Source organism: Enterococcus durans NBRC 100479 = LMG 10746 (assembly GCF_001544215.1).
In the GTDB taxonomy this organism is placed as follows: domain Bacteria; phylum Bacillota; class Bacilli; order Lactobacillales; family Enterococcaceae; genus Enterococcus_B; species Enterococcus_B durans.
This window is the reverse complement of the sequence record NZ_BCQB01000038.1, coordinates 1-24,780: the sequence shown is the minus strand read 5'-3', so window position 1 is coordinate 24,780 and position 24,780 is coordinate 1. Positions and strand designations below refer to the sequence as shown.

Here is a 24,780-nt window from a genome sequence, read left to right as displayed (position 1 = left end):
CGTTTTTAAAGAGTGGGACAAAAGTGTTTCTTACTTTTGTCCCACTCTCATCTTATTTCTCATGGCTTGATACTTCTCTTTTAGGCTTCTAAATGTTCTAATACAGATTCATATGCCACAACTTGTGCTCGTAATCGTTCTATTTGTAGTTCATTTTCAATAAAATTAATGGAATTTCCTAGTTCTTCTTGTCGGCGTGTTGTCAAACGGTCGATTTCCTTCTTTGTTTCAGCAATTTTTTTGTCCAAAAATTCTTGCATGATCTCATCTCCGCTTCTTATTTGATACATTAAGCGTACCACCAACGACACAGAAAAACAAAAATAAACCTTCTTTTTTGTTACGCTTTTTACGCCTCTATTACTTCTTCTGCAAATTGACTATTGTAGAGTTTTTCATAGAAGCCGCCTTGTGCAAGCAAGCTTTCATGCGTTCCTTTTTCGATGATCTGTCCTTGATCCATCACTAAGATCAGATCAGCATCTCGAATCGTGGATAACCGATGGGCGATCACGAAACTGGTTCGTCCTTTCATCACGCGATCCATTGCTTTTTGGATCAATGCCTCAAGACGTGTATCCACTGAACTGGTTGCTTCATCTAAAATCAAAATCTTAGGATCAGAGACCACCGCCCGAGCAATCGTCAACAATTGTTTTTGCCCTAGAGAAACATTGTCCCCTTCAGAATTGATCTCCATTTCATAGCCATCCGGCATCGTTCGAATAAAGTGATCGACATTGGCTGTTTTCGCAGCATCAACCACTTCATAATCTGTCGCATCCAATTTACCAAAACGGATATTGTCCGCAATCGTTCCCTCATACAGCCACGCGTCTTGCAGAACCATACCGAACAATGAACGAACGTCACTTCGACTCATTGATTTTGTATCGATACCATCGATTTTTATAGCCCCATGTGTCACATCATAAAAACGCATCAATAGGTTGATCAACGTTGTTTTTCCTGCGCCTGTAGGACCTACGACTGCTACTGTCTGCCCTGCTTTGACCTCAAAATTCAAGTCTTGGATCAACGGTTTTTTTGGATCATAAGCAAAATCCACATGTTCAAACGAAACATTTCCTAATATTGTTTCCGGAAGAGTGACATCTACTTTATTTTCTTTTTCCTCTGGTTCATCTAAAATCTCAAAGACACGCTTTGTAGCCGCCGAAGCGCTTTGTAGAACAGAAGACAGTTGTGTGATATTTCCCATTGGTTGGCTGATTTGCCAAATATATTGGATGAACGCTTGTAGTTGTCCCACAACGATCACACCTGAAATCACATAAAAACTACCCAATACAGCCATTCCGATATACGTAGCATAGGCGGTAAGTTGAACTAAAGGCATCATCAGGCCAGAAATAAACGCTGCTTTGAATCCATAATGTTTCAACGAATGATTGACCTTTTTAAATCCTTCAAAGGTCTCTTGTTCTCGACCGTAGACTTTCAATACACTAAAACCAGTCATATTTTCTTGAACATAGCCATTCAATTCCCCCAATGAATTTTGCATTTGTTGGAAGTATTTTTGGGAAGCATTGATCACTCGTTTAGAGATCCAGATGGAAGCTGGGATCATGATCATTGAAATCAGAGCCATGATTGGTTGTATATAAAACATCATTACCGCTGCCATCGTAATTCCTAAAATCGCATTCACGACGCCAATAAACGCTTGTTGCAAAGCACCACTGACAGCATCCACATCGTTAGTGACACGAGATAAGATATTTCCTTGTTGGTTCTTATCAAAATAAGAAACCGGCAAGCGATTGATTTTTTCCTCGATATCTCTTCTCAACTCTTGCATTGCACTTTGCACAACATTGGTCATCAAAACACCTGAAAGCAATTGTGAAACACAATAACCGATCCCAACAACTGTGATCCAAATCAAACACTTAAAAATATAATCAAAGTTGATCGACTCACCATTCGCAATATTATTACTGATTTCAGTGGTTGGCAAACCAACTACGTAAGGTAGTGCGGCATTGAATGCGACCGTCAATACAGTAAACAACAAAACAAAGATAAACGTCAATTTGTAGGGTTTGATATAACGAGCTAATCGTTTTAAGGAAGCAAATGTATTTTTCATGCTAATTCCTCCTTCGATAACTGTGAAGCAGCTATATCATAATAGATCGGGCAATTTTCCAATAACTCTCGATGTGTGCCCATACCTACCACTTCACCCTCATTCAAGACAATGATCTTATCGGCATGCATGATCGTTCCTACACGTTGTGCCACGATCAAGACAGTTGATTCTGTCGTTTCTTTTTTTAGTCTTGCGCGAAGCTTCGCATCCGTTTGATAGTCCAACGCAGAGAAACTGTCATCAAAAATATAGATCTCCGGTCTGCGAATAATGGCGCGTGCTATTGCAAGCCGTTGTTTTTGTCCACCTGAGAAGTTTGCTCCCCCTTCGGAAAGATGTTCATCATATCCATCGGTTTTCTTAGATATAAAATCCGCTGCCTGAGCAATTTCGGCAGCTTGTTCCATCTCTTCTTGGGTTGCATCCTCTTTACCATATCTCAAATTTTCAGCGATCGTTCCAGTAAACAACAGCGCTTTTTGTGGAATAAAGCCGATTTTATCTCGAAGTTTGCTTAAACGATAGTCACGTACATCTACTCCATCAATTAAAATCTCGCCGTCACTGACATCGTAAAAACGAGGAATCAATTGGATCAGTGTTGATTTCCCACTACCAGTACTCCCGATAAACGCTACCGTTTCTCCAGGAGAGGCAGTAAAGCTTACGTTACGGATCACTGGCTCTTGTGAGTGTCCTGGATAGGCAAAGGTCACATTTTTAAATTCAATATACCCTTTTGTTTTTGTTTCAGAAACGCCATTTGGATCTTCAGTGATTGATGGAGAAGCATCCAATGCTTCTTGGATACGACCTGCAGAAACTGCTGCACGCGGGTACATCATGAAGACACTTGCAAATAGCATGAATGAAAATAGCGCATGGAAAATATATTCGATAAATGCGATCAAGTCACCTACTTGTAACGCTCCTGCTTCAATTTGAACTGTTCCGCTCCAAATGATCAAGACCATAACAATATTGAACAAAAAGTAAAAACCAGGTTGCGCAACAGCCATCAAACGAAAGAGACTCTTTGAACTAGATGCATAATTTTCATTTACTTTTGCAAACCGTTTTTCTTCGAATTTTTCATTGACGAACGCTCGAATAACTCGTAATCCAGAGAGGTTTTCTCGTAAAATACTATTGATTTTATCTAAATTCTTCTGTTGTCTTTTTGACAATGGTTCAGAAAATTTAGCAATTGCTACCACGGCGATTAGTAAGAGAGGTAACGCCCCGATCACATACAAACTTAATGATACGCTTGTACGCATGACCATGTAGAGACTCACCACGAACATCATCGGCGTCATAAAACCGATTCTCAAGATATTTTGTAAAAATAGCATGATTTGATACGCATCATTCGTTGTTCGAGTAATCAAAGATGCTACCCCTAATGTCTCATATTCTTGGTGTGAGTAACTTTGGATTTTTTTGAATAGATCATCTCTGATATCTGCTACGATATTCGTCGTGATCCGAGAACCAAAATAGCCTAACAATATATTCATAATGATCCCTATCACCGTAATGATGATCATGAAAATTCCTTGTTGTTTGACATAATCAAAATCGTTGTTACGAATGCCGACATCAATCATTCGAGCCAAGATCGTTGGTAACCCCAACTCGATCAAAATAAAACCAAATACGCAGATAAAATTTAATACAAGATATTTTTTATAGCGCATGGTGTAATGCCACATCAATTTCACTTTCTCATCTCCTTTTAATCAAATTAAATTTAGCCATTAATAAAAATAATAGCATACTCCGTGACTATATAGAACACTTCTAACAGGAAAAAAATTTTTTTATTACATTCGGATGATAAAAACAATTTTCCTTTCCACTTAGTCGATTTCTATACTTATCACCAATTTTATGCTAAAATAGCAATTAACTATTGTATGTGAAAACCATACAGAAGGGCACGGTTGAAGAACAATCTGAATGGATAAGCAAAACGAGGCTTGTCTCTTTGAGCAAAATCGATCATTTTACTCAAAGCATATGAAAAACTAGGTGGCTTGTCCCCTCGTTTTGTGTTGTCTAAAAATCAACTAGCTAAATTACTGCTATACGCAGATAAAGGAGACTTACTAATGATTTACAAAGTATACTATCAAGAAACAAAGATTCGTAATCCAAAACGAGAAGAAACTCAATCACTTTACATTGAAGCAAGCAGCGATGTCGAAGCACGTCAAAAAGTGGAAGAAAATACCCCATACAATATTGAATTCGTTCAACTTCTAGAAGGAAGCCATCTAGAATACGAAAAAGAAAATGCCGAATTCACTTTAGTGGAGTTTTAAGATGAAACTTTCCATCAAAAATAACGAGACAGGCGTCTTTGCGGTTGGTGGATTAGGTGAAATCGGGAAAAACACGTATGGGGTACAATTTCAAGATGAAATCATCATCATTGATGCTGGAATCAAGTTTCCAGAAGATGACCTTCTTGGAATTGACTACGTAATTCCTGACTACAACTATATCGTTCAAAATATACACAAAGTGAAAGCACTTGTGATCACCCATGGGCATGAAGACCATATTGGTGGGATCCCTTATTTGTTGAAACAAGCAAATATCCCTATCTATGCTGGCCCCCTTGCATTAGCGTTGATAACAAATAAGCTTGATGAACACGGTTTGTTACGAGATGCTGAAATGCATGAGATCAATGAAGATACTGTGATCCGATTCAGAAAAACATCAGTTAGCTTCTTCAGAACGACCCATAGTATCCCTGATGCATTAGGTGTCGTTGTAAAAACACCTTCTGGTAACATCGTTGCCACAGGTGACTTCAAATTTGACTTTACGCCAGTTGGTGAACCTGCGAACTTACACAAAATGGCGCGTATTGGTGAAGAAGGTGTTCTTTGCTTGCTATCTGATAGTACAAATGCAGAGATCCCAACGTTCACAAAATCTGAAAAAACGATTGGTCTTTCTATCTTAAAGATTTTTGAAAAGATTGAAGGACGCATCATATTTGCTAGTTTTGCGTCAAATATTTTCCGTTTACAACAAGCCGCGGATGCTGCTGTTGCGACGGGTCGAAAAATCGCTGTATTTGGTCGTAGCATGGAAAATGCAATCGTCAATGGTCAGCGTCTAGGATATATCAAAGTGCCAGATGGGACATTTGTGGATGCACATGAAATCAATCGTTTACCAGCAAATGAAACAATGATTTTATGTACTGGTTCTCAAGGTGAACCAATGGCTGCGTTGAGTCGGATCGCAAATGGAACGCATCGTCAGATCCAAATCCAGCCTGATGATACAGTCATCTTTTCAAGTTCACCTATTCCAGGGAATACAACAAGTGTCAATCATTTGATCAACTTGTTATCTGAAGCAGGTGCAGAAGTTATCCACGGCAAAATCAATAACGTCCATACTTCTGGTCATGGTGGTCAAGAAGAGCAAAAATTGATGCTTCGTTTAATGAAACCAAAATATTTTGTTCCAGTTCATGGGGAATTCAGAATGTTGAAAATTCATGCTTCATTGGCCCAAGCCACAGGAGTTCCAGCTGAGAACTGTTTTATCATGGAGAATGGTGATGTGCTAGCTTTAACTAGCGATAGTGCACGTCCCGCTGGTCATTTCGTTGCTGGTGATGTTTACATCGATGGCAGCGGCATCGGTGACATCGGGAATGTTGTATTAAGAGATCGTCACCTACTATCTGAAGAAGGTCTGGTCTTAGCAGTTGCGACTGTTGATATCAAGAAGAGAGAAATCTTAGCTGGACCAGATATTCTATCTCGCGGTTTTGTTTATATGCGTGAATCTGGTGAAATGATCAATGAAGCGCAACGAATCTTATTCCACGCTCTTCGCGATGTCTTGAATGCACCAGATTGTTCAGAGCATAAATTAAAAGAAGCCATGACAGGTGCGTTACAACCGTTCTTGTTTGAACGGACTGAAAGACATCCAATGATTCTTCCTATGGTGATGACACCTGACGAAGAAAAATAAAAGCTTTTAAAAAAGTTTGTTCAATATAAAAAGCAGATAGCCTTTAGAGGCTGTCTGCTTTTTTTGATTATCGTCTGATCAAAAGTCGAAGGAAATATAGATCCAAAGACACAATAGAGCTAAGAAAATGGGAATCCCCTCTTCCAACTTGATACCACGGAATTGCTGTTGAATACAATAAAAATCATGTGATGGAGGAGGTCGAGATAAAAGTCGTTCATCCCAAACTAGAGTCTGCAGCAAAACTGATTTTTAGATTTGTCCCACATTCTACTGATTGGAAAAATCATCATTTGCCCTTCGACTTAGACGTTCACTTCTCTTTTTATTTTTAGACAAAAAAAGAGACCGTAATAATTACGGTCTCTTTTGGTTCGGTGTTTAAAAGTGATCTATATTGACTACAAATACTTTTATAACAACCTCTTATAAACAGTATTTATTCTTTTCCTACAAATCAGTAGGTGAACAACACTTGTTTGGCTTTTTCAATGAAATTATGCTTTTTCAACATTCGTAGCTTGTGGGCCACGATCTGATTCTTCAACATCGAAAGTTACTGCTTGACCTTCTTCTAAAGTTTTGAATCCGTCACCTTGGATAGCTGAAAAGTGAACAAATACGTCACTTCCGTCTTCACGTGAAATAAAACCAAATCCTTTTTCAGCGTTGAACCATTTAACTGTTCCGTTTTCCATTAATAATACCCTCCTCGTGCCTAAGCACTTAATTGATTGTAACATTGCTCGCGTACGATAGAGGTGCAACAGATGTTTCAACTTCTATTCCCAAACAAAATTACAATATAATTGTACACTTGCTTCATTTTTTTTGCAAGAAAGCCACTCTTATTCTTCTTCTAATATTCCTTCTTCTCGTAAACTAAAATATTGTTTTTGACCAATGATCAAATGATCCAATACATCGATTCCCATCATCTCTCCACATCTCTGCACTCTTCTTGTAAACTGCATATCTTGCTTGGATGGAATAACATTTCCCGATGGGTGATTATGCACAAGAATCAGTCTAGCTGCAGAATAACGAACAGCGTAATGAAAAATTTCTCTTGGATGCGCAATGGTCTGATTCAAGGAACCGATGAACAGCGTTTTTTTCAATATGACTTGGTTCTTCGTATCTAAATAGATACAGACTAAGTGTTCTTGCTGATAATCTTTCATCTCTAAGATCAATTGTTTTGCTAATTCAACACTTGCATGGATCTTAGGCTTGACCTGTACCTGTTCAGCATGAAGCCGAGTACCTAGTTCGATCAGTGCTTTTATCTCAAGAGCTTTTACTTGTCCGATCCCTCTTACTTTTTCTAGTTCAGAAAGCGTAGCTTGGCGCAAGAGAGCCAATCCGCCAAATGCTTTTAATAGATGTCCTGCTACTTCTAAAACATTAAAAGGATGTTGACCCGTGCGCAGTAAAATCGCTAGTAATTCTTGGTCAGACAATGATTTTTCTCCATATATCAGCATTCTTTCTCTAGGTAGTGAAGTCATTGGCACCGTGCGCATCAAATTTTTCTCCATAAAAAACCCCCTTTTTCTCTTCACACAATAAGATACGAAAAAAAGGGGCAATTTTTTTATTTTTTCATCATTTGAGGTACTTCATGTAAGGAAGATAAAACAGCTACTGTTTTTTGTCTTAGTTCTTCGGATGGAAGTAACAGGTCAGGAACCATGATGACAGGTATATTCGCTTGTGCAGCAGCTAGTATGCCGTTTTGTGAATCTTCCAGAATAAGTGTTTCATGCTTTTTCGTGCCTAAGTATTCATTTGCCACTAAGAAGATTTCTGGATCTGGTTTTGCTCGTTGGACATTTTCAGCCGAAATGATTGTTTCAAAATACCCAGTCAACTGATTTTTTTCAAGAAGCAACTGAATGATTTTCCGTTGATTACTTGAGGCAACAACTTTTGGTATTTTATGTTCTTCCAAAAAATCCAATAGTTCTATCACGCCAGGTTTCAGTGCCACTTCCCCCTGTGAAAATCGTTGGATAGTTTCATTATATGCTTCTTTTATAAATCGTTGGACAGTGTCTTTCCCAAAGTCAGCAAAAATACGGTGATAGTTTGCCCAAACCTCTTCATCAGACACGCCTAAGAATTTCAAGTAGAGTTCTTTATCATAAGGAAATCCAAAGCGATCAGCCACGACCTGTGTTGCTTCGTAATAAACGATCTCAGTGTCAAACAACAAGCCATCCATATCAAAAATCACTGATTTATAATTCATCATTTCCTCCTAATTGTAACAATAGATTTCGTACATCTGAAATAAAGTAAAGCGAACCAGTCACAACTAAAGCATCTTCATCCGTCATTTTTTCCAATATCTCTGCTAATCCAAATTGCCATAATGAAACGATCGATACTTTGTCATCCACTAAATCTGAAACATTACTCAACTCGATTGCTTTTGGATGTTCAAAAGTTGTTAAGTAAATATGGATATTAGGGACCTTCTTCAATTGTTCGATCATACTTTCCACATTCTTCGTTCTTAATGCAGAAAAAAGCACATTGATATGGTATTCTTTGAATTCTTTTTTTAAATTTTGCACCAATCGTTTAACAGCGTGTGCATTATGGGCACCATCTAAAACTACTAAGGGTTCATTACTCAATTTTTCCATGCGACCAGGCCAATGGGCACGTTTTAGTCCTTTGATGATTTCTTTTTCACGAAATGGGATTTTTTCTTTCAAACAGTAAATTTGATATAATTCGATAGCTATTCCTGCATTTTCTACTTGATGCTGCCCGATCATTGAGGTCGTCAGACGTGTCATCTTGCCATGGTCGTTACTAAATGTAAATTGTTCGCCCCAACTTTCTGCAGGATGTTTGTATTCCACATGATACGCATCATCATAGGCAAAAAGAGGTGCATTCCTAAGCTTTGCCTGTTTTTTGATTACTTCTAACGCGCGTTTCTCTATATTCCCAGTTACGACAGGTATCCCTTGCTTGATGATCCCTGCTTTTTGTGCAGCAATTTCTTCAATCGTTTCGCCTAAGATATCCGTATGGTCCAAGCCAATTGTAGTAATACCCGTAAGCATTGGTACAGCCACATTTGTCGAATCAAGCAATCCACCTAACCCGACTTCTATGATCGCTACATCCACTTCTTTATTTAAAAAATAATCAAATGCCATGGCTGTCAATGTTTCGAACTCAGTGATCCCAGAAACAGCTTCAAAACGATCTAACTGTTCCACTAATGGCTGATATTTATTTACTAATCCGATCAGATCTTGGTCAGGAATACCTTGTCCGTTGATCGAAATTCTTTCATTGAATGATTCAATGTATGGGGAAGTAAAGGTTCCTACAGTCAAACCAGCCTCTTCTAATAAGCATCTAAGATAAGTGACTGTTGACCCTTTCCCATTCGTTCCTGCTATATGGATTGTTTTGACTTTTCTTTCTGGATGACCGACCACCTCTAGTAATGACTCCACTCGATCTAAACCAGGTCTTGATCCAAAAGGTAAACGACTATGGATCCAAGCAATTGCCTCTTCGATTTTCATTAACGATTCCCCCATTCTTTTTTATTATAACAAAAAGAATACTGATTAACAGAAAAAGGAAACAGTCTTAAAAAAGAATCACCGAGTTCAAAAAATTTGAGATTTGTAAAAAACAAGTGTAAGCCATACGTGCATTCTTGTTAGAATCAATAATTATATAGACAAACCAAATAGAGAGGAAGAAACAATGCGTACTTTATTATCTAAAAAAGACAGTGCTCAACTCATCATCCTAGAAGTTTTGTTGGAAAAACAAAAAATTTCGCTCGATGATCTAGCTAAAGTGAGCCTTATCTCTAAACAAACTTTATGCAGCTACTTAGATGAACTTCTTACCAAGCTTCCTTTTTTACAGATCAAAAAGAAAAATAACGAAATCCGCTTATTGAAAAACACAATTATCAACTACCCTGTTATTTATTCTTATTTTTATACTTGTTCCGACCATTTTGCATTTTTAGAATACCTATTTTTTCATCCTTTCACTCAGACAAATAAACTGATTGATCAGCTACACCTGAATCCCTCGAAGTATCGCCGCATCAAAAAACAAACCATTTGCTTTTTGGAGAAAGAGAATATTTTTCTTTCCAATTCACCACTGTACTTTCATGGGGATTTTTATCATTTAGCACATTTTTTTACTACTTTCTTATACGAAAAATACCCTTCACTGACTAGTTTGATTCCAGCTAGAGAACGAAAAGTAATCAAAGAAATTACCGGCGGCCTCTCAAAACAGATACCGGAGGAACTACATATCGAACTATATATATGGGTGATGATCAAGCTAAGTATGCATTATCCACGTTGTTTGACCGATTCATCCAACCAAGAAATGGATTGTTCAAAAATCTTAGTCAATCAAAAACGTTTTGAGCAAACGTTTAAAATTCCTTATACAGTTTTTATTCACAACCTTTTTGTCCGTTGCTACACAGATTTAAATCAGCCTATATTACCAACAGAAAAAAGAGAGTTCAAAAAGGAATTACTCCATTTGAGAAAGAAAATGTATCAGATTTTTCAAGCTCAATCTGATTCTTTTTTACCTCATACTGTTGATTTGATCATTCATTTTTTGGATGGTAGGACTTATTTATTAAATTCGTTCAAAAAACGTTTTGTCTTAGATTTTTTTATGCAGAACGGTTGTTTTTGTTCAAGTATTTCTGAACAATTGAAACAAGCGTTTCTCATTTTTAGAAATAAAATAGCAAATGATGATTTATTTTTTGAATTGATCTATTATCTGATTGTGCATGATACTACACTCGTACAACTATGCATCCAGCACCAACAAGCTAAACGAATTGCCGTTGCCTGTACTTTTGGAAATCCGCATAATCTCATGCTTGCTGCTTATTTGAATCAATGGTTCGGTTCTCGCTTTTCTTTTGAAGCAATTACTTTTGATAATATGGTGAATCTAGAACGACAAGTAGAAACTTATGATTTTTTCCTCACAAATCTGGCAATCGTCGATCATCCAAAATGTATTTCATGTGACAGCTTTCTAAACAACCATGACTTGAATTACTTGGTGCACTTATTTAGCCACTCCATGTTTCAAGATTGGTTAAAAGAATTTCGATGATCTTTTTATATTCTCTTTTAATTAAGAACTATAGAAAAAAATGCGTAAAGAGCCTCCTAAAAGTTAGTTTCTGTACTAACCATTTAGGAGGCTCTTGTCTTTTTGTTGCTTATTCAAATGAATTCTGTAGTTGATTTTGAAATGATCAACCATCGATTATAGAATCTACTGGATATAGTCGAAATAGCTACAAATTCCATAAGAGTTACTTCAACCTTTTTTGCTAATCTTTGCCAAAAATAAGCATTTATCGGTTTTGATGCCTACTTATTGGATCGTTCGTAAGCTTTGGATTCTTTCTTTTACAGCAGCTTGTTTTTCCAAGTAATCTTTTTCTTTGGCACGCTCTGCTTCAACGACCTCTTCAGGTGCATTGGAAACAAATCGTTCATTTCCTAGTTTGCCTTGGACACGTTTGACTTCGCTCGTCCATTTAGCTAATTCTTTTTCCAAACGGCTGATTTCTTCCTCAATATTGATCAATCCTGCCAATGGCAAGAAGATTTCTGCCCCAGTCAAAACAGCAGACATCGCTAGATCTGGCGCCACGATATCACTAGAGATCGTCAATTCTTCTGGATTACAGAAACGTTCAATATAACTTGTATTTTCTGCCAAGAATTGATCGATTTTTGGATCATTTGTCTTGATCAACAAAGTAATTGGTTTAGATAATGGCGTATTGACTTCTGAACGGATATTTCGCACGGAACGAATCAATTCTTTCAATACTTCCATTCCCTTAGAAGCTGTTTCATCATCAAATTCTGGATGAACAACTGGATAGTCAGCAATGACTAATGAGCTTCCTTGATGTGGAATATGTTGCCAGATTTCTTCTGTAACGAATGGCATGATTGGATGCAATAGTCGCAAAATCTGGTCTAACGTATGCACTAAGATGCTTTTCGTTATTTGTTTCGAAACTGCGTCATCTCCATACAAGATTTCTTTACTCATTTCAATGTACCAGTCACAGAAATCATCCCAGATGAAGTTGTACAATTGACGCCCTGCTTCACCAAATTCAAAATGATCGAACAAATCTGTTACTTTAGCCACTGTTTCATTCAGACGAGTTAAGATCCAACGATCAGCCACCGTTTTTTCACCAGTTAGATCAATATCTTCTACAGCCATGCCTTCGATATTCATGATGACGAAACGAGAAGCATTCCAAATTTTATTGATGAAGTTCCATGAAGCATCCATTTTTTCATAACTAAAACGAACATCTTGACCGGGTGCTGACCCATTTGACAAGAACCAACGTAAGGCATCTGCACCGTATTTTTCGATTACTTCCATCGGATCGATCCCGTTACCTAGAGATTTACTCATCTTACGCCCTTGTTCATCACGGATCAGTCCGTGGATCAACACATTGTCAAATGGACGACGATCGGTAAATTCTAAACTTTGGAAAATCATTCGGCTAACCCAGAAAGCGATGATATCATACCCAGTAACTAATGTACTTGTTGGGAAATAACGTTGGTAATCTTCACTTGTTTCGTCTGGCCATCCCATAGTTGAAAAAGGCCACAAAGCAGAGCTGAACCACGTATCTAAAACATCTGGATCTTGTTGCCAATTCTCGCTATCTGCTGGTGCTTCCATCCCAACATACATTTCACCAGTTTCTTTATGGTACCATGCTGGAATTTGGTGTCCCCACCATAATTGACGAGAGATGACCCAATCATGAACATTTTCCATCCAACGTAAAAACGTTTGGTTGAAACGTGGTGGGAAAAATTCTACAGCATCGTCAGATTCTTGATTTTTTATCGCTTTTTCAGCTAACGGTGCCATTTTAACGAACCATTGTGTTGATAGACGTGGTTCCACAACTACGCCTGTACGTTCTGAATGACCAACGCTATGGATCATTTTTTCGATTTTGATCAGACGACCGATTTCTTTTAGATCAGAGACGATTGCTTTACGTGCTTCAAAACGATCCATTCCTTGATACTTACCAGCTAGTTCATTCATCGTACCGTCTTCATTCATGACGTTGATCCGTGGCAGATCATGACGATTACCTACCTCAAAGTCATTCGGATCATGGGCAGGTGTGATTTTTACGACCCCTGTTCCAAATTCCATATCTACGTATTCATCCGCAACGATCGGGATTTCTTTATTTACTAAAGGTAAAATAACCTTTTTACCAATCAGTTCTTGGTATCGTTCATCCTCTGGGTGAACGGCGATCGCAGTATCTCCAAGCATCGTTTCTGGACGAGTCGTAGCAATCTCAACCACACCAGAACCATCAGCAAGTTCATAACTCATGTGGTAAAACGCACCTTCGATATCTTTATGGATAACTTCGATATCTGATAAAGCAGTACGTGCTTGAGGGTCCCAGTTGATGATGTATTCACCACGATAGATCAAATCTTTTTCATAAAGAGACACAAATACTTTACGTACAGCTTCTGATAACCCGTCATCTAGAGTAAACCGTTCGCGGCTATAATCCAAAGACAAGCCCATTTTTGCCCATTGTTCACGAATATGGCTTGCGTATTCTTCTTTCCATTCCCAGACTTGTTCAACAAATTTTTCACGTCCTAGATCATAACGAGAAATACCTTGCTGACGAAGTTTTTCTTCTACTTTTGCCTGTGTGGCAATTCCTGCATGGTCCATTCCTGGTAACCAAAGAGTATCATAACCTTGCATGCGTTTTTGGCGAATCAGCATGTCTTGCAAGGTCGTATCCCACGCATGTCCTAAGTGAAGTTTCCCAGTTACGTTTGGCGGCGGGATCACGATTGAATAAGGTTTTGCTTTCTTGTCGCCACTTGGTTTGAACAAATCTTGGTCCAACCAGTTTTGATAACGGCCAGCTTCAACTTCTTGCGGATTGTATTTTGTTGATAAATTTTTTTCTTCCGTCATACTGATTTCCTCCTTAAAAATAAAAAAAGTCCTAAAATACTTTCGTATTTTAGGACGTATTGATTTACGCGGTACCACCTAATTTGTAATAGTTTCTCCTATTACCTCTCCATGTGAGTTAACGGTCACGACCCGTTTATCTCTACTAAAAGATTCAAGATAAAAACTCCCAAGCTACCTTCACCAGCTGCTACTAAGAACGTCCCACCCATTCGTTCTCTCTCTAAAAGTACCTAAACCAGCTACTCCTCTTGTTCAACGTTATGCTTCATTTTACAATGGTTAGAAATTAAAGTCAATAAAAGGTCGTGAGCAAAGCGCTTAGATTTGAGCAGTAGTGATGAAAAAGAGAAAACAGTTCCCCATGTTTTTCTTTTTCAGAGCTAGTGTTGAAAATCTGCTTTTCGAACGCCGTCTATCTGGTCGGAGAAAGCCTTTAATTTGAGCAGTAGTGAAGAAAAAGAGAAAACAGCTCCCCATGTTTTTATACTAGTGGTAAAAGTTATTTGTGGACATCACAGATAGGGCTTTAAGATAGCGCTTTATTTTCATTGGATAAAGCAACGCGTCTGTTAGGCAAATACTTCTGAATATTTTTCATCAAAATAGATAAGTGTTTGCAATTCTGTCGTTAAATCAATGTATTGGATATTTACGTGTTCGGGAACTTTTACTCGATCTGGCGCAAAATTCAAAATTGCTGATACTCCGCCCTGAACAATTTGATCAATTGCAGATTGTGAATATTTGCTTGGTACCGTCGATATTACGACTGTCACATTTTTTTCTTTTGCTATTTCCGCAAAACGATCGATCGGATAAATCATTTCCCCATCGATCACTTGTCCAACAATCTCTGGATCATTATCAAACACACAGACGATATTCAAATTTTCATTTCTTCTAAAATTATTGTGTTTCAATGCTTTACCAAGATTTCCGTATCCTACCAAAGCAATCCGTTTTTCCTCATCCGTATTTAAAATACGATCAAATACCTCTATAAGATAAAGGACATCGTACCCATAACCACTGCGCCCTAATTCTCCTAAATACGAAAAATCTCTGCGGATCGTTGCAGAGGGTACTTGCGTGATTTTACTGAATTCATTTGATTTGATACGGCCAACGCCAGAATCATTAAGCATATTCAAATAACGCAAGTACAAAGGCAGTCTTTTAGCTGTCGCTTTTAGCAACGTTTCTGATTTTTCTCCCATAGTCAAAGCTCCTTGTTAATTTATTCACATACTCAGTTTAGCATTTATTCGCTGTGTGAGCAACATTTGCAAAAAAATAAACGTTCTCTTCCTTATGACAAGGTTAACTAAAAGAAAGAATGTGGAAAAAATCTAAAAAATCAGGTTTGCTGCAGATTCTAATTTCCAATATACGGCGTCCAAAAGTCAGGTTTTTCGGAAATAAAAAAAACGAGCGTGAGACAAAAGTGAGAAACACTTTTGTCTCGACCTCATTCTAAAATCAAATTTTATTTATTGAAAACTGATTGCTTTTTTACTTGTGATTATTCTTCGCCTATTAGCTTTTTACTATAGTAAATCAGAAAATTCTTCCGCTGCTTTTTCTGTCGTTTCCGTATGGATCGTTTCGATTTTCAATCCAGCTAATGCTCGCTCGATCATTTCATCGATTGCTAAACGTTCTTCATACTGATGGACTTTATCCAAACGAGGACGTGTTTTAGGTTGTGGTGGTGCAAAAATCGTACAGCAATCTTCAAATGGTTGGATCGATAATTCAAATGTATCGATACGTTCAGCTACTTCAATGATCTCTAGTTTGTCCATGGTTGCTACCGGACGAATGATCGGTGTATTCGTGACTTCATTGATTGCTACCATACTCTGCAAAGTTTGAGACGCTACTTGGCCAAGTGATTCGCCATTCAGGATAATCAAACCTTGGCGAATGCGTCGGACTTCATCTGTTAAACGCAACATCATCCTGCGCGTAATCGTCATCCAATAACCTTGTGGTAAACTTCTCTTGATTTCTTCTTGGATCTCCGTAAAAGGTACTTCAATAAAAACGATTTTTCCAACATATGGAGTCAGTTTTCCAGTTAGATCTTTTGCTTTTTGTAAAGCTTGCTCACTTGTGTATGGTGGACTAGCAAAGTGGACAGCCTCGATTTCCACGCCGCGTTTCATCGCAAAGTAACCAGCAACTGGAGAGTCAATACCACCTGAAAGCATCAGCATCCCTTTTCCACTTGTTCCTACTGGTAATCCACCTGCACCTTTGATGGTCTCATAAGATAAATAGGCGCCATCACGGCGTATCTCTACACGTAAGGGAATATCTGGTTTACGCATTTGTACTTGGATATCTGGAAAAATATCAAAGACAGCATTTCCTAGAGTTTGGTTCAATTCGTTACTTGTCAATACAAAGTCATGATCACTACGTTTTGCAATGATTTTAAATGTTTCGTTGCCTGTGTAGATTTCCTTCATGATTTCTTGAACAGCTGCTTTTAGTTGTTCCACATCTTTTTCGATCCGGATACTCGGTGAAAAATTTTGGATACCAAAAATCTTTGCTAATTTAGGAATAACTAACTCACTATCCGCACCATTCAATAATAAGTGCATTCGATCTCGGTCAGCATGGATCTTGATCTCTGGAAAATCACCAAGGGCTTGACGTACATTCTGTGCTAATTGCATGATAAAACTTTTTCGGTTTTTCCCTTTTGTTGACAGTTCACCATAGCGGACCATGATTTCACTATATTTCACAAAAACACTCCTCAAGAATTAATTGATTGTTGAAAACTTTTTATATAATTGTTTGAATATGATCATAAATTGTTCAACTTCTGCCATCGAATTACTTTCGTCTAAACTGATACGTACTGCTGAAGTCGCTAAATCATTAGGAACATGCATGGCATGCAACGTACTGCTTGCCATATGTTTGCGGGAAGAACAAGCACTAGTTGTTGAAATGAAGATCTGTTTTTCTTCTAACGCGTGTACCAGTACTTCTCCACGAATGCCTTTTAACGAAAAGCATAGAATATGCGGCGCGTAATCTTCTCCTTCGGAATAGATCGTGACCTTTTCATATGTTCCTAGAGCATCAATCAATGCATGCTTTAAATTTTTTGTGTGATCTGGCTTTTGTGCTTTGATATCTAAAGCAAGTCTCAATGCTTTGGACATTGCAACGATAGCTGGTACATTCTCTGTGCCGCTTCGCTGATTTTTTTCTTGGCCTCCTCCGGTCAAAAGCGGTGCTAAACGCCGACCTTTTTTCCAATAAATAAAGCCGATTCCTCGTGGTCCATGAAATTTATGTGCGGAGAAAGTGGCAAAATCAACACGGTCTGTCAACCAAGTGGAAAGTGGTACTTTACCGATTGCTTGCACTGCATCCACATGAAAATGGATCTTAGGATGATCTTTCAGTAATTCGCTGATCTCTAGGATAGGCTGAATAGAACCCACTTCATTATTGACAGCCATGATGGAAATCAGTACAGTCTCTTTGCGGATCAATTTCTTTAATTCTTCTACAATCACAAAACCTTTTTTATCAACTGGAGCCACACTGACCTCTACTCCTAAAGATCTTAACTGTTCAGCAGTTTCACTTACTGCTGGATGTTCGATTCCTGAAATGATCATATGGTTTCCATACTCACGCTTTTCGATCATTGTTCCTTTAAGTACCCAGTTATCTCCTTCTGTTCCGCCAGAAGTAAAATAGATTTCATCGGGTGTTACTTCAATCAACTCAGCAATTTGTTTTCTTGCTTGCTGTAATAAACGATTGGCTTGATTACCTAAATCATGTAAACTTGACGGATTCCCAATTATCCGCTGACTTGTTTTTACGTAGGCATCTAAACTTTGCGGAAAGATTGGGGTTGTTGCACTATTATCAAAATATATCATAAGAAACCCCTCTTTTTTGAAATTCTCATCTATTATAACGGTTGTCTTATCTGCTTTCAAGGGTGGGATGAGATTTCATTTTTTTGAAACTTACTAAAAAAGCAACATCAGCTTATCCGCTGACGTTGCTTTCATTGTTTATTCGTTGATTCTGATTAGACTAGATCAGGATGATTGAAATAAAAATCTTCAATCCGTTTGAATGCACCAGGTTCAACACGTTCCAATGCTGTACCGATCTCATCTAGGGCTTCTTGATAATGGTATTCTTTATTAAACATAAAGTAGCTCTTATCAATTGCTTCTTTCACTTCTTCATGAGTATGGCGGTAACGGTTGGCATATTGCAACATTTGTTCAGTTAGCGCAGCAGCATCGACTAAATCATGTGTCTTTTTATCTAGTAATTCTAAGTCTTCTTCACATAAAGCAACTAAACGATTGACTTCTTCCATGTTCACTCTGATTTTATTCAGTACCACACTTAGTTCTTCAATACGTTCTGTCGCCACAAAGAAAAATTCTAGATAATCATTTGGTAAGCCAGGTAAACGTTGTTTTTCAACAAAACGTTTCAGACTACGCAATTTAAATTCAAATGTATCAATTTTTTCTTGCGCTTCTTTTTCACCTTTTCTTAGTTCATGTAAAGAGTCGTCGATTTCTACTTGTTGGTTCTCAATATCTTCTAAGATTTTGAAAACTTTTTTGTAGAATGTACGTACTTCAGAATAAGGGACCGTGTGTTGTTGGATCTGTGGTTTCATTTGCTCATTTTGTCGTTCAATTTCTTCCACTTCTGTTTGGAACCCTCTTACTCGGCCGATCTCATTATGATTTAGTGCATAACTTTGCGCAGTATGATCTAACTCGATCAGTAGCTGACGATTATTTTTTGTCGCATGTTTGATGTATTGTTCGATCGTTGATTGGTTTGTTGCCACATAATTTTGGGCATCCATCTCACGTTCTAAAATATCATATAATGCGTCGATCATATTCGCAGTTTCGCGGTTTTCGAATTCTACCGTTTCCACTTCGGTCTTTTCAAGGTTCGCTAATGAACCTTGGATCCGATTCCGTACTTTATCAATTTCTCCAACAAGGTCTTCTTCTGGAAAAACATACTGTTCCTGCATTAATTTTTCGTAAGTATCATCGATTTCTTCAAGTTGCTCTGGGAAAGTGGTAGCCAGATCTTCATATAATGGTGGGATTTTTTTCATCAAAGCATCCACTTCATACGTATGTTTTTCTGCTTTATCCAGAACCTCTCGCGCTTCTACAGGATCACCAGAGGTATTCAATGTGACGAATTGAGTAAACTCACTTTCGATCATTTTGACTTGCTTTTGCAACTCTGGGAATGCTGGACCGTATGATTGCTCATCTTCTTTGATCGTTTCCTTCAACTCTTCGTAGATATCAAGCGCTTGTTGGACAGCTAATGAATTGCGTTCTTCTGTTTCACGAAGTTCTTTTAATCCTTCACGGATCTCAGATACTTCTTTTTCCATTTGATTCATCGTATTCTCTGCTTCAACAACAGCTTTTTTACCTTTTAGGAATCGGAAACTTTCATTTAGATTCTCAACTTCAAAAATTTGACTTTCTAACTCAGCAAATGAGGAAGTAGATATGTCATTCCATTTTTGACTCCACTCACGAAAGGTATTTTGGCTTTGCCCAACCAGATGCATTTTTTTGACATCATCGACTTCTTCAATCACAGGCAAGTCAAATAATTCTTCCTTGCGCTTTTCTAAGGCATCCAATCGATCTTGGTTTTTTTTCTTCATCAAGTAACTAACCAAAAAGACGACAATGGCGACTATAATGATTGCAATGACGATCCCGATGATTACATTATTTCCCATTTAAGGTTCCTCCGTTTTCAATATGCATCTATTTTTTATGCTCAGACGAACATCCGCTTCGCATAAAACGAATAAATACGTCTTTCGTGCAAAAGACATCTACCGTAAATTATAACATACTATTTTCAAGCATTCACTAACTTAAGCGAAAATCTTTATTCAGTCATTCATTTTTTTACGAACAAAAAGCAGGATATCTGTTAATTGTTTTCACAGCTATCCACTAACTTTTCTTTTTCGCTTGCTCGATCTGCCGTTGGATCTCTTTTGCTATCTTTGGCTCTGGTGCATAATTTTGTTCCCAATCTGCAGGTTTTAGCACTTTGTTCGTCACTGGATGATAATGTGGTTGGCCATCAGGAAATAATTTCCCCATATTTGCTTGATGAACGATATCAAATATATTGGTTGGATCTACTCCTAATAATGAAAAAGAACCATACGTAAAGTATAAGATGTCTGTTAATGCATCGACTTGTTCGATCAACGGTTCTTTTCCCCAATTCGTTTTTGTATACATTTTTCTTTCTGCTTTATCTAGTGCATCGTGTAGTTCATTGACAGCTTGATGTAATTTTTGGGGATCATTTTCAGCAGTAGCTGCCACCATCTCTACCAATTCTTCAATTTTAAATCCTGCGCGGTAGCTCGCTTCTTTACTCGTAAAAGCTGTGGGAGATTCTGGTGATCGTGGATCAAAGATCCGATGAAAATCCTCTACTTTTTGAAATGGTGTTTCTTCCGTCATGATTCTTCTCTTCCTTTTATCTTCATTTTCAATAAATCAGTCCAAAGTGCTTAAGACCTTCATATATGCCATTTTTCTCGTTTGTTTTGGTCACAAAATCGGCTGCAGCTTTTACTTCATCCTGTGCATTTCCCATCGCAACACCGATCCCTACGCCTTTCAACATATCGATATCGTTATAATGATCGCCAAACGCCATGATCTCAGACATCTCAATTCCTTTTTCTTTTGCAAATGTTTTGATACCAGAAAGTTTTGAGCCACCTTTTGGAATGATATCGACTGTATAAGCATTTGAACGTTGGAACGAACACTCAGGGAAATACTTTTCTAGTTTTGCCTGTTCTGACTCTTGACTCAATAAAATACATTGATAGATCGGTTCGTTCAAGATTTCTAGTGTTTCATATCTTTTTTTCTGGCGGTGTGGACTAAATAGTTGCAGCCCTTTCTTCATCAAACGAACAGGAAATTTCTTAGGTAAAAAACTAACGATGCGCTTGATCAGCAGGGATTGTCCTAATAGCATCGTCGTCGAACCTGCTAGCTGATACCGCCCTCCAAAAATAATCTGTCGATGATTCTTATCTGCAAATCGTACGATCTTCTTTAATGTGGTTCGATCGAATGGCTGATCCACTATCGTACGATCTGCTGTAAATACTAATTGTCCATTGTAAACAACATACATGTCTAACTCTAATTCATCAATGATTTCTTTAATCCTTATCGGACTACGACCAGTCGCTACGCCGCATAGTATACCGTTCTTTCGAGCATAATTGATTGCTTTTTTTGTTGACTCTAGTGCTTTAGACTGGTTGTTGACCAAGGTACCATCAATATCAAAAAAAATCGCTTTGATCATCTAATGCCCCTTTTCTAAAATAAATCCATTTGTTTTGGATTCAATCCTTGTGGTTTTATCTTCAATATTTTTTGTAGAGCCAATGCATTTTCCGCCGCATCGCCACCTGAATTATTATTAAAAATTATGCCGATGTCCTTCGTCTGTTGCTCAGCTGATCGAATAGCAGAAGCTAATTCGATCAATTCTTCTTCAGAATAACGATAAAGCGTACGCTTTTTTCGCCAATCTTTGTCATTCGCTTGCCAGCCTTGACTATTTCTTCCGTGAAACCGAAAAAGTGTAAACTGAGCGTTGGTTACATAAGGATCGAATGGCACAGTAGTTTGAAGTAATTGTGGTTCATCAATGATTGCTAATGAAAAATCAGCGCGTGTCATAAAACTTCTGGTACGTTCAACTAGTGCTTGACTATACCAAGAATAATCACGTAGTTCGATAGCAATGGGGTAGTCATTGAACCACTTTCTAAGTTTACGCAGATACTGGACACTTTCTTTGGTACATTTGAACGACGCCGGAAACTGTACCAAAAAACAAAATAACTTTCCACTGTCATACATTGGTTGCATGGTGTCTAAAAATTTCTCTACCATTTCTTCTTCTGTTTGGTAATATTCCTGCCAATCGCTTTGCCCACTGATTCCTTGATAAACTTTTACGACAAAACGGAAACTTTCTGGTACTTCTTCGACCCACTTCTCAACTGAAGTTTTCCGTGGGATGCCATAATAAGCGGTATCTAATTCCACTAAAGGCAAGAAACCTGCATACTCATAAAGTGTATTATTTTTCTTACCTGTTAATTTGTCATGTTCTTTGAACGAAGTTAGTCCAATACGTATCATTTCAAGCCATCCTTCTTCTAAGTTTCATTCAACGTTCTTATGTATCACTACGTAATAAAGCCTATTGTTCTTAACTTAACACCTTGATAGCAAAACTCTTTTATATAGTATACAATAAGCTTTAAAGCCTATGCAAAATTATTCGTAAGGAAGTCCATAAATATGAAAAAAATACTTATTTTACACACTGGTGGAACCATTGCTATGAAAGAAAACATCTTGACAGGGGGGGTGAGTCCAGATGTTGTCAATCCCTTATTGGATGCAGAAATCACTGTACCAGAAAATGTCGATCTCGTGATGGAAGATATTTTTAATCTTCCTTCGCCGCATATCATGCCAAAACACATGCTGATCTTAAAGAAACGGATCATGGAAGCCATTGATTCAGATATTAGGGGTGTTGTTATTACCCACGGAACAGATACCTTGGAGGAAACAGCCTTTTTCTTGGATACGACAATCGGAGACCAGATTCCTATCGTGGTCACAGGAGCCATGCGGTCTAGTAATGAACTTGGAAGTGATGGTCTGTATAACTTCGAAAGTGCCATACGCGTAGCAAGTTGCGATGAAGCAATTGGAAAAGGAGTCTTAGTGGTCATGAACGACGAAATCCATTCTGCTCGCTATGTCACAAAGACTCATACAACCAATGTGGCTACTTTTAGAACACCGACTTTAGGACCCATCGGTTTAGTGACCAAACACCGTATTTTATTCATGCAAGAACTATTAGACTCTACACGACTCGATATTTCTTCAGTCAATGGAACGATCCCTATCGTTAAAGCCTATGCTGGCATGCAGGGGGATCTTTTAGAAGCACTTGCTCATGCCAAAGTAGATGGCTTAGTGATCGAAGCTTTGGGCGCTGGTAACTTGCCACCTCAAGCACTGACGGCATTGAAAAAATTATTGATACAAAAAATCCCCGTCATCCTTGTTTCACGTTGTTTCAACGGGATTGCAGAACCCGTTTACGACTACGAAGGCGGCGGTAAAGAATTAGCCGATATGGGTGTCATTTTCTGTAACAGCATCAATAGTCAAAAAGCCCGATTAAAGTTACTGATTGCGCTAAATTATGGTTTGAAAGAGCAAAAGTTAGCAGATTTTATCACTAACTAACCACTTTACAGCAAAAACTCTGAAGGATTGTACATAATAAAGTACGTCCTTTCAGAGTTTTTATCCATTAAAAATATAAATATTATGCCTCTTTGTTTCTCCACGTAATATTAGCTTCACAATACACTTGATCTTGCATCCGAATCTCATGTCTTGTTTGGACACCATCTTCTAGAGCAATCTGTTCATAATGACTTTCGATCTCATTACCGTATTCAACTTCTTTATCAAAACGGATCAATACTTTTTCAGGAATATGCGTAGTTAAAAAATCATAACCTAAGACATCAATGATCCAATTGAAGTACATCGCGTTGTTCACATGCTGATTGCTATCGATATCATAAAAACGAACACGATAAGGTAACATAAAGCCAGCCTCTACTTTTTCAATTTTCTCTTGACGCTTGATTTTCTTGATTTTTTCACTTTCAAATGGTGCAATGATTTCTTCATTTACACTACTCATTTTACGGTTAACAAAATCCATCAATACGAAAACAGATTCGATCTTAACCAGTTCTTCTCCTTGTTCATCATGAATCCAAAAATTACGATAACAAAAGAATTTATTGTATTCCATTGCCTGAGTAGTTACAGAAATGATTTCGCCAACTTTTGGGAGTCTAGTGATCATGATCGAATAATTCGTGATGACCCAAGTAAGTCCAAAACTCTTGACGAAGTCACTTCCTCGGCCTAATGCATCACTTTGATCTTCAGACGTTTTGATTACTACTCCAAGCATTGACGGAAACGTCATTGTTTGATTTATATCGCATTCATAATATGAAACTTCATGTTTTTTTGTGTATCTCTTTGCCAAAAAAACACCCTCCTCTTATCTTTTATCGAGTAATTGTTCTACTTGTGAGCCATAGGTTTCTCCAAACATATTTAGATGAGCTAATAAATAATACAACTGATAGACAGGTAAACGTTTTTCCCAGCCCTCTTCCAAAGGATAATTGAATTGATAACTTTCTAAAAATTCTGGACGAAAACCGCCAAATAACTGACTCATTGCAATATCTTGCTCACGATCACCATAAGATACTGCAGGATCAATGAAAACCGGTGTTCCTTGCTGATCAAAGAACACATTACCACTCCATAAGTCTCCATGCAATAGGCTAGGCACAATCTTTTTGTGTGCCAAACTGCCAAGCACGTATTGTTTAAATTCCG

At 37.9% G+C, this 24,780-nt stretch carries 21 protein-coding genes and 1 other annotated feature; of the genes, 4 read left to right on the top strand and 17 right to left on the bottom strand.

Annotated features, from left to right (window positions below; all coding sequences use genetic code 11):
* Nucleotides 1-80: 80 nt before the first annotated feature.
* The 3 genes from ED2_RS10545 to efrA all read right to left on the bottom strand — a co-directional run bounded on the left by ED2_RS10545 (nucleotide 81) and on the right by efrA (nucleotide 3,843).
* A complete protein-coding gene (locus tag ED2_RS10545) occupies nucleotides 81-260 on the bottom strand; it encodes a hypothetical protein (protein WP_016177331.1) in 180 nt (59 codons plus the stop codon).
* 89 nt (nucleotides 261-349) lie between these two features.
* Nucleotides 350-2,116: a multidrug efflux ABC transporter subunit EfrB gene (efrB, locus tag ED2_RS10540; protein WP_016177330.1), complete on the bottom strand. Its 1,767-nt coding sequence runs from the start codon at nucleotides 2,114-2,116 to the stop codon at nucleotides 350-352.
* Nucleotides 2,113-3,843 (bottom strand): multidrug efflux ABC transporter subunit EfrA, encoded by a 1,731-nt coding sequence (gene efrA / locus ED2_RS10535; protein WP_005875706.1) that lies wholly within the window; start codon nucleotides 3,841-3,843, stop codon nucleotides 2,113-2,115. Before efrA ends, efrB begins: the two co-directional genes overlap by 4 nt.
* Before the next feature lie 390 nt (nucleotides 3,844-4,233).
* On the opposite strand from efrA, the gene ED2_RS10530 reads away from it, so the two are divergent.
* Nucleotides 4,234-4,446 carry a DNA-directed RNA polymerase subunit epsilon gene (locus ED2_RS10530; protein ID WP_005875704.1) on the top strand — a complete coding sequence of 71 codons (213 nt, stop codon included), beginning with the start codon at nucleotides 4,234-4,236 and terminating at the stop codon, nucleotides 4,444-4,446.
* 1 nt (nucleotide 4,447) lies between these two features.
* Nucleotides 4,448-6,130, top strand: a complete 1,683-nt coding sequence (rnjA, locus tag ED2_RS10525; RefSeq protein WP_005875702.1) for a ribonuclease J1 — start codon at nucleotides 4,448-4,450, stop codon at nucleotides 6,128-6,130.
* 497 nt (nucleotides 6,131-6,627) lie between these two features.
* On the opposite strand, the gene ED2_RS10520 is transcribed toward rnjA, so the two are convergent.
* From ED2_RS10520 to ED2_RS10505, 4 genes are all read right to left on the bottom strand, one after another.
* Complete coding sequence (locus tag ED2_RS10520) at nucleotides 6,628-6,828, bottom strand: cold-shock protein (protein WP_005875700.1); 201 nt, start codon at nucleotides 6,826-6,828, stop codon at nucleotides 6,628-6,630.
* 150 nt (nucleotides 6,829-6,978) lie between these two features.
* Entirely contained in the window at nucleotides 6,979-7,671 is a 693-nt protein-coding gene (gene radC / locus ED2_RS10515; protein WP_016177329.1) for a RadC family protein, read from the bottom strand.
* A 56-nt stretch (nucleotides 7,672-7,727) separates the two neighbouring features.
* On the bottom strand, nucleotides 7,728-8,384 hold the full coding sequence (locus ED2_RS10510; protein WP_016177328.1) for an HAD family hydrolase: 657 nt from the start codon (nucleotides 8,382-8,384) through the stop codon (nucleotides 7,728-7,730).
* Nucleotides 8,374-9,687 carry a bifunctional folylpolyglutamate synthase/dihydrofolate synthase gene (locus ED2_RS10505; protein ID WP_016177327.1) on the bottom strand — a complete coding sequence of 438 codons (1,314 nt, stop codon included), beginning with the start codon at nucleotides 9,685-9,687 and terminating at the stop codon, nucleotides 8,374-8,376. Before ED2_RS10505 ends, ED2_RS10510 begins: the two co-directional genes overlap by 11 nt.
* 187 nt (nucleotides 9,688-9,874) lie before the next feature.
* Between ED2_RS10505 and ED2_RS10500 the strand changes: the two genes are divergently transcribed.
* Entirely contained in the window at nucleotides 9,875-11,284 is a 1,410-nt protein-coding gene (locus ED2_RS10500; RefSeq protein ID WP_016177326.1) for a helix-turn-helix domain-containing protein, read from the top strand.
* A 267-nt stretch (nucleotides 11,285-11,551) separates the two neighbouring features.
* Here ED2_RS10500 and ED2_RS10495 read toward each other — a convergent pair whose 3' ends face one another.
* The 8 genes from ED2_RS10495 to ED2_RS10460 all read right to left on the bottom strand — a co-directional run bounded on the left by ED2_RS10495 (nucleotide 11,552) and on the right by ED2_RS10460 (nucleotide 22,461).
* Nucleotides 11,552-14,197, bottom strand: coding sequence for a valine--tRNA ligase (locus tag ED2_RS10495; RefSeq protein WP_005879608.1), 2,646 nt, complete (start codon nucleotides 14,195-14,197; stop codon nucleotides 11,552-11,554).
* Between the two features lie 47 nt (nucleotides 14,198-14,244).
* Nucleotides 14,245-14,465 (bottom strand) — a binding site (T-box leader).
* 304 nt (nucleotides 14,466-14,769) lie between these two features.
* Complete coding sequence (locus tag ED2_RS10490; RefSeq protein WP_016177325.1) at nucleotides 14,770-15,417, bottom strand: redox-sensing transcriptional repressor Rex; 648 nt, start codon at nucleotides 15,415-15,417, stop codon at nucleotides 14,770-14,772.
* A gap of 330 nt (nucleotides 15,418-15,747) precedes the next feature.
* Nucleotides 15,748-16,959 carry a tRNA uracil 4-sulfurtransferase ThiI gene (gene thiI / locus ED2_RS10485; RefSeq protein ID WP_005879612.1) on the bottom strand — a complete coding sequence of 404 codons (1,212 nt, stop codon included), beginning with the start codon at nucleotides 16,957-16,959 and terminating at the stop codon, nucleotides 15,748-15,750.
* 18 nt (nucleotides 16,960-16,977) lie between these two features.
* Nucleotides 16,978-18,120: a cysteine desulfurase family protein gene (locus ED2_RS10480; protein ID WP_005879613.1), complete on the bottom strand. Its 1,143-nt coding sequence runs from the start codon at nucleotides 18,118-18,120 to the stop codon at nucleotides 16,978-16,980.
* 155 nt (nucleotides 18,121-18,275) lie between these two features.
* A complete protein-coding gene (locus ED2_RS10475; RefSeq protein ID WP_005879615.1) occupies nucleotides 18,276-19,997 on the bottom strand; it encodes a septation ring formation regulator EzrA in 1,722 nt (573 codons plus the stop codon).
* Between the two features lie 223 nt (nucleotides 19,998-20,220).
* On the bottom strand, nucleotides 20,221-20,745 hold the full coding sequence (locus ED2_RS10470) for a pyrophosphohydrolase domain-containing protein (RefSeq protein WP_005879617.1): 525 nt from the start codon (nucleotides 20,743-20,745) through the stop codon (nucleotides 20,221-20,223).
* A gap of 28 nt (nucleotides 20,746-20,773) precedes the next feature.
* Nucleotides 20,774-21,613 carry a Cof-type HAD-IIB family hydrolase gene (locus ED2_RS10465; RefSeq protein WP_005879619.1) on the bottom strand — a complete coding sequence of 280 codons (840 nt, stop codon included), beginning with the start codon at nucleotides 21,611-21,613 and terminating at the stop codon, nucleotides 20,774-20,776.
* Between the two features lie 14 nt (nucleotides 21,614-21,627).
* Nucleotides 21,628-22,461, bottom strand: a complete 834-nt coding sequence (locus tag ED2_RS10460) for a DUF72 domain-containing protein (RefSeq protein WP_005879621.1) — start codon at nucleotides 22,459-22,461, stop codon at nucleotides 21,628-21,630.
* 162 nt (nucleotides 22,462-22,623) lie between these two features.
* Between ED2_RS10460 and ED2_RS10455 the strand changes: the two genes are divergently transcribed.
* On the top strand, nucleotides 22,624-23,592 hold the full coding sequence (locus ED2_RS10455) for an asparaginase (protein WP_005879623.1): 969 nt from the start codon (nucleotides 22,624-22,626) through the stop codon (nucleotides 23,590-23,592).
* An 82-nt stretch (nucleotides 23,593-23,674) separates the two neighbouring features.
* Here ED2_RS10455 and ED2_RS10450 read toward each other — a convergent pair whose 3' ends face one another.
* Both ED2_RS10450 and ED2_RS10445 read right to left on the bottom strand, forming a co-directional pair.
* A complete protein-coding gene (locus ED2_RS10450; protein WP_005879625.1) occupies nucleotides 23,675-24,418 on the bottom strand; it encodes an acyl-ACP thioesterase domain-containing protein in 744 nt (247 codons plus the stop codon).
* 15 nt (nucleotides 24,419-24,433) lie between these two features.
* Nucleotides 24,434-24,780: fructosamine kinase family protein (locus tag ED2_RS10445; protein WP_123839733.1), on the bottom strand; the 347-nt coding region annotated here is incomplete at its 5' end.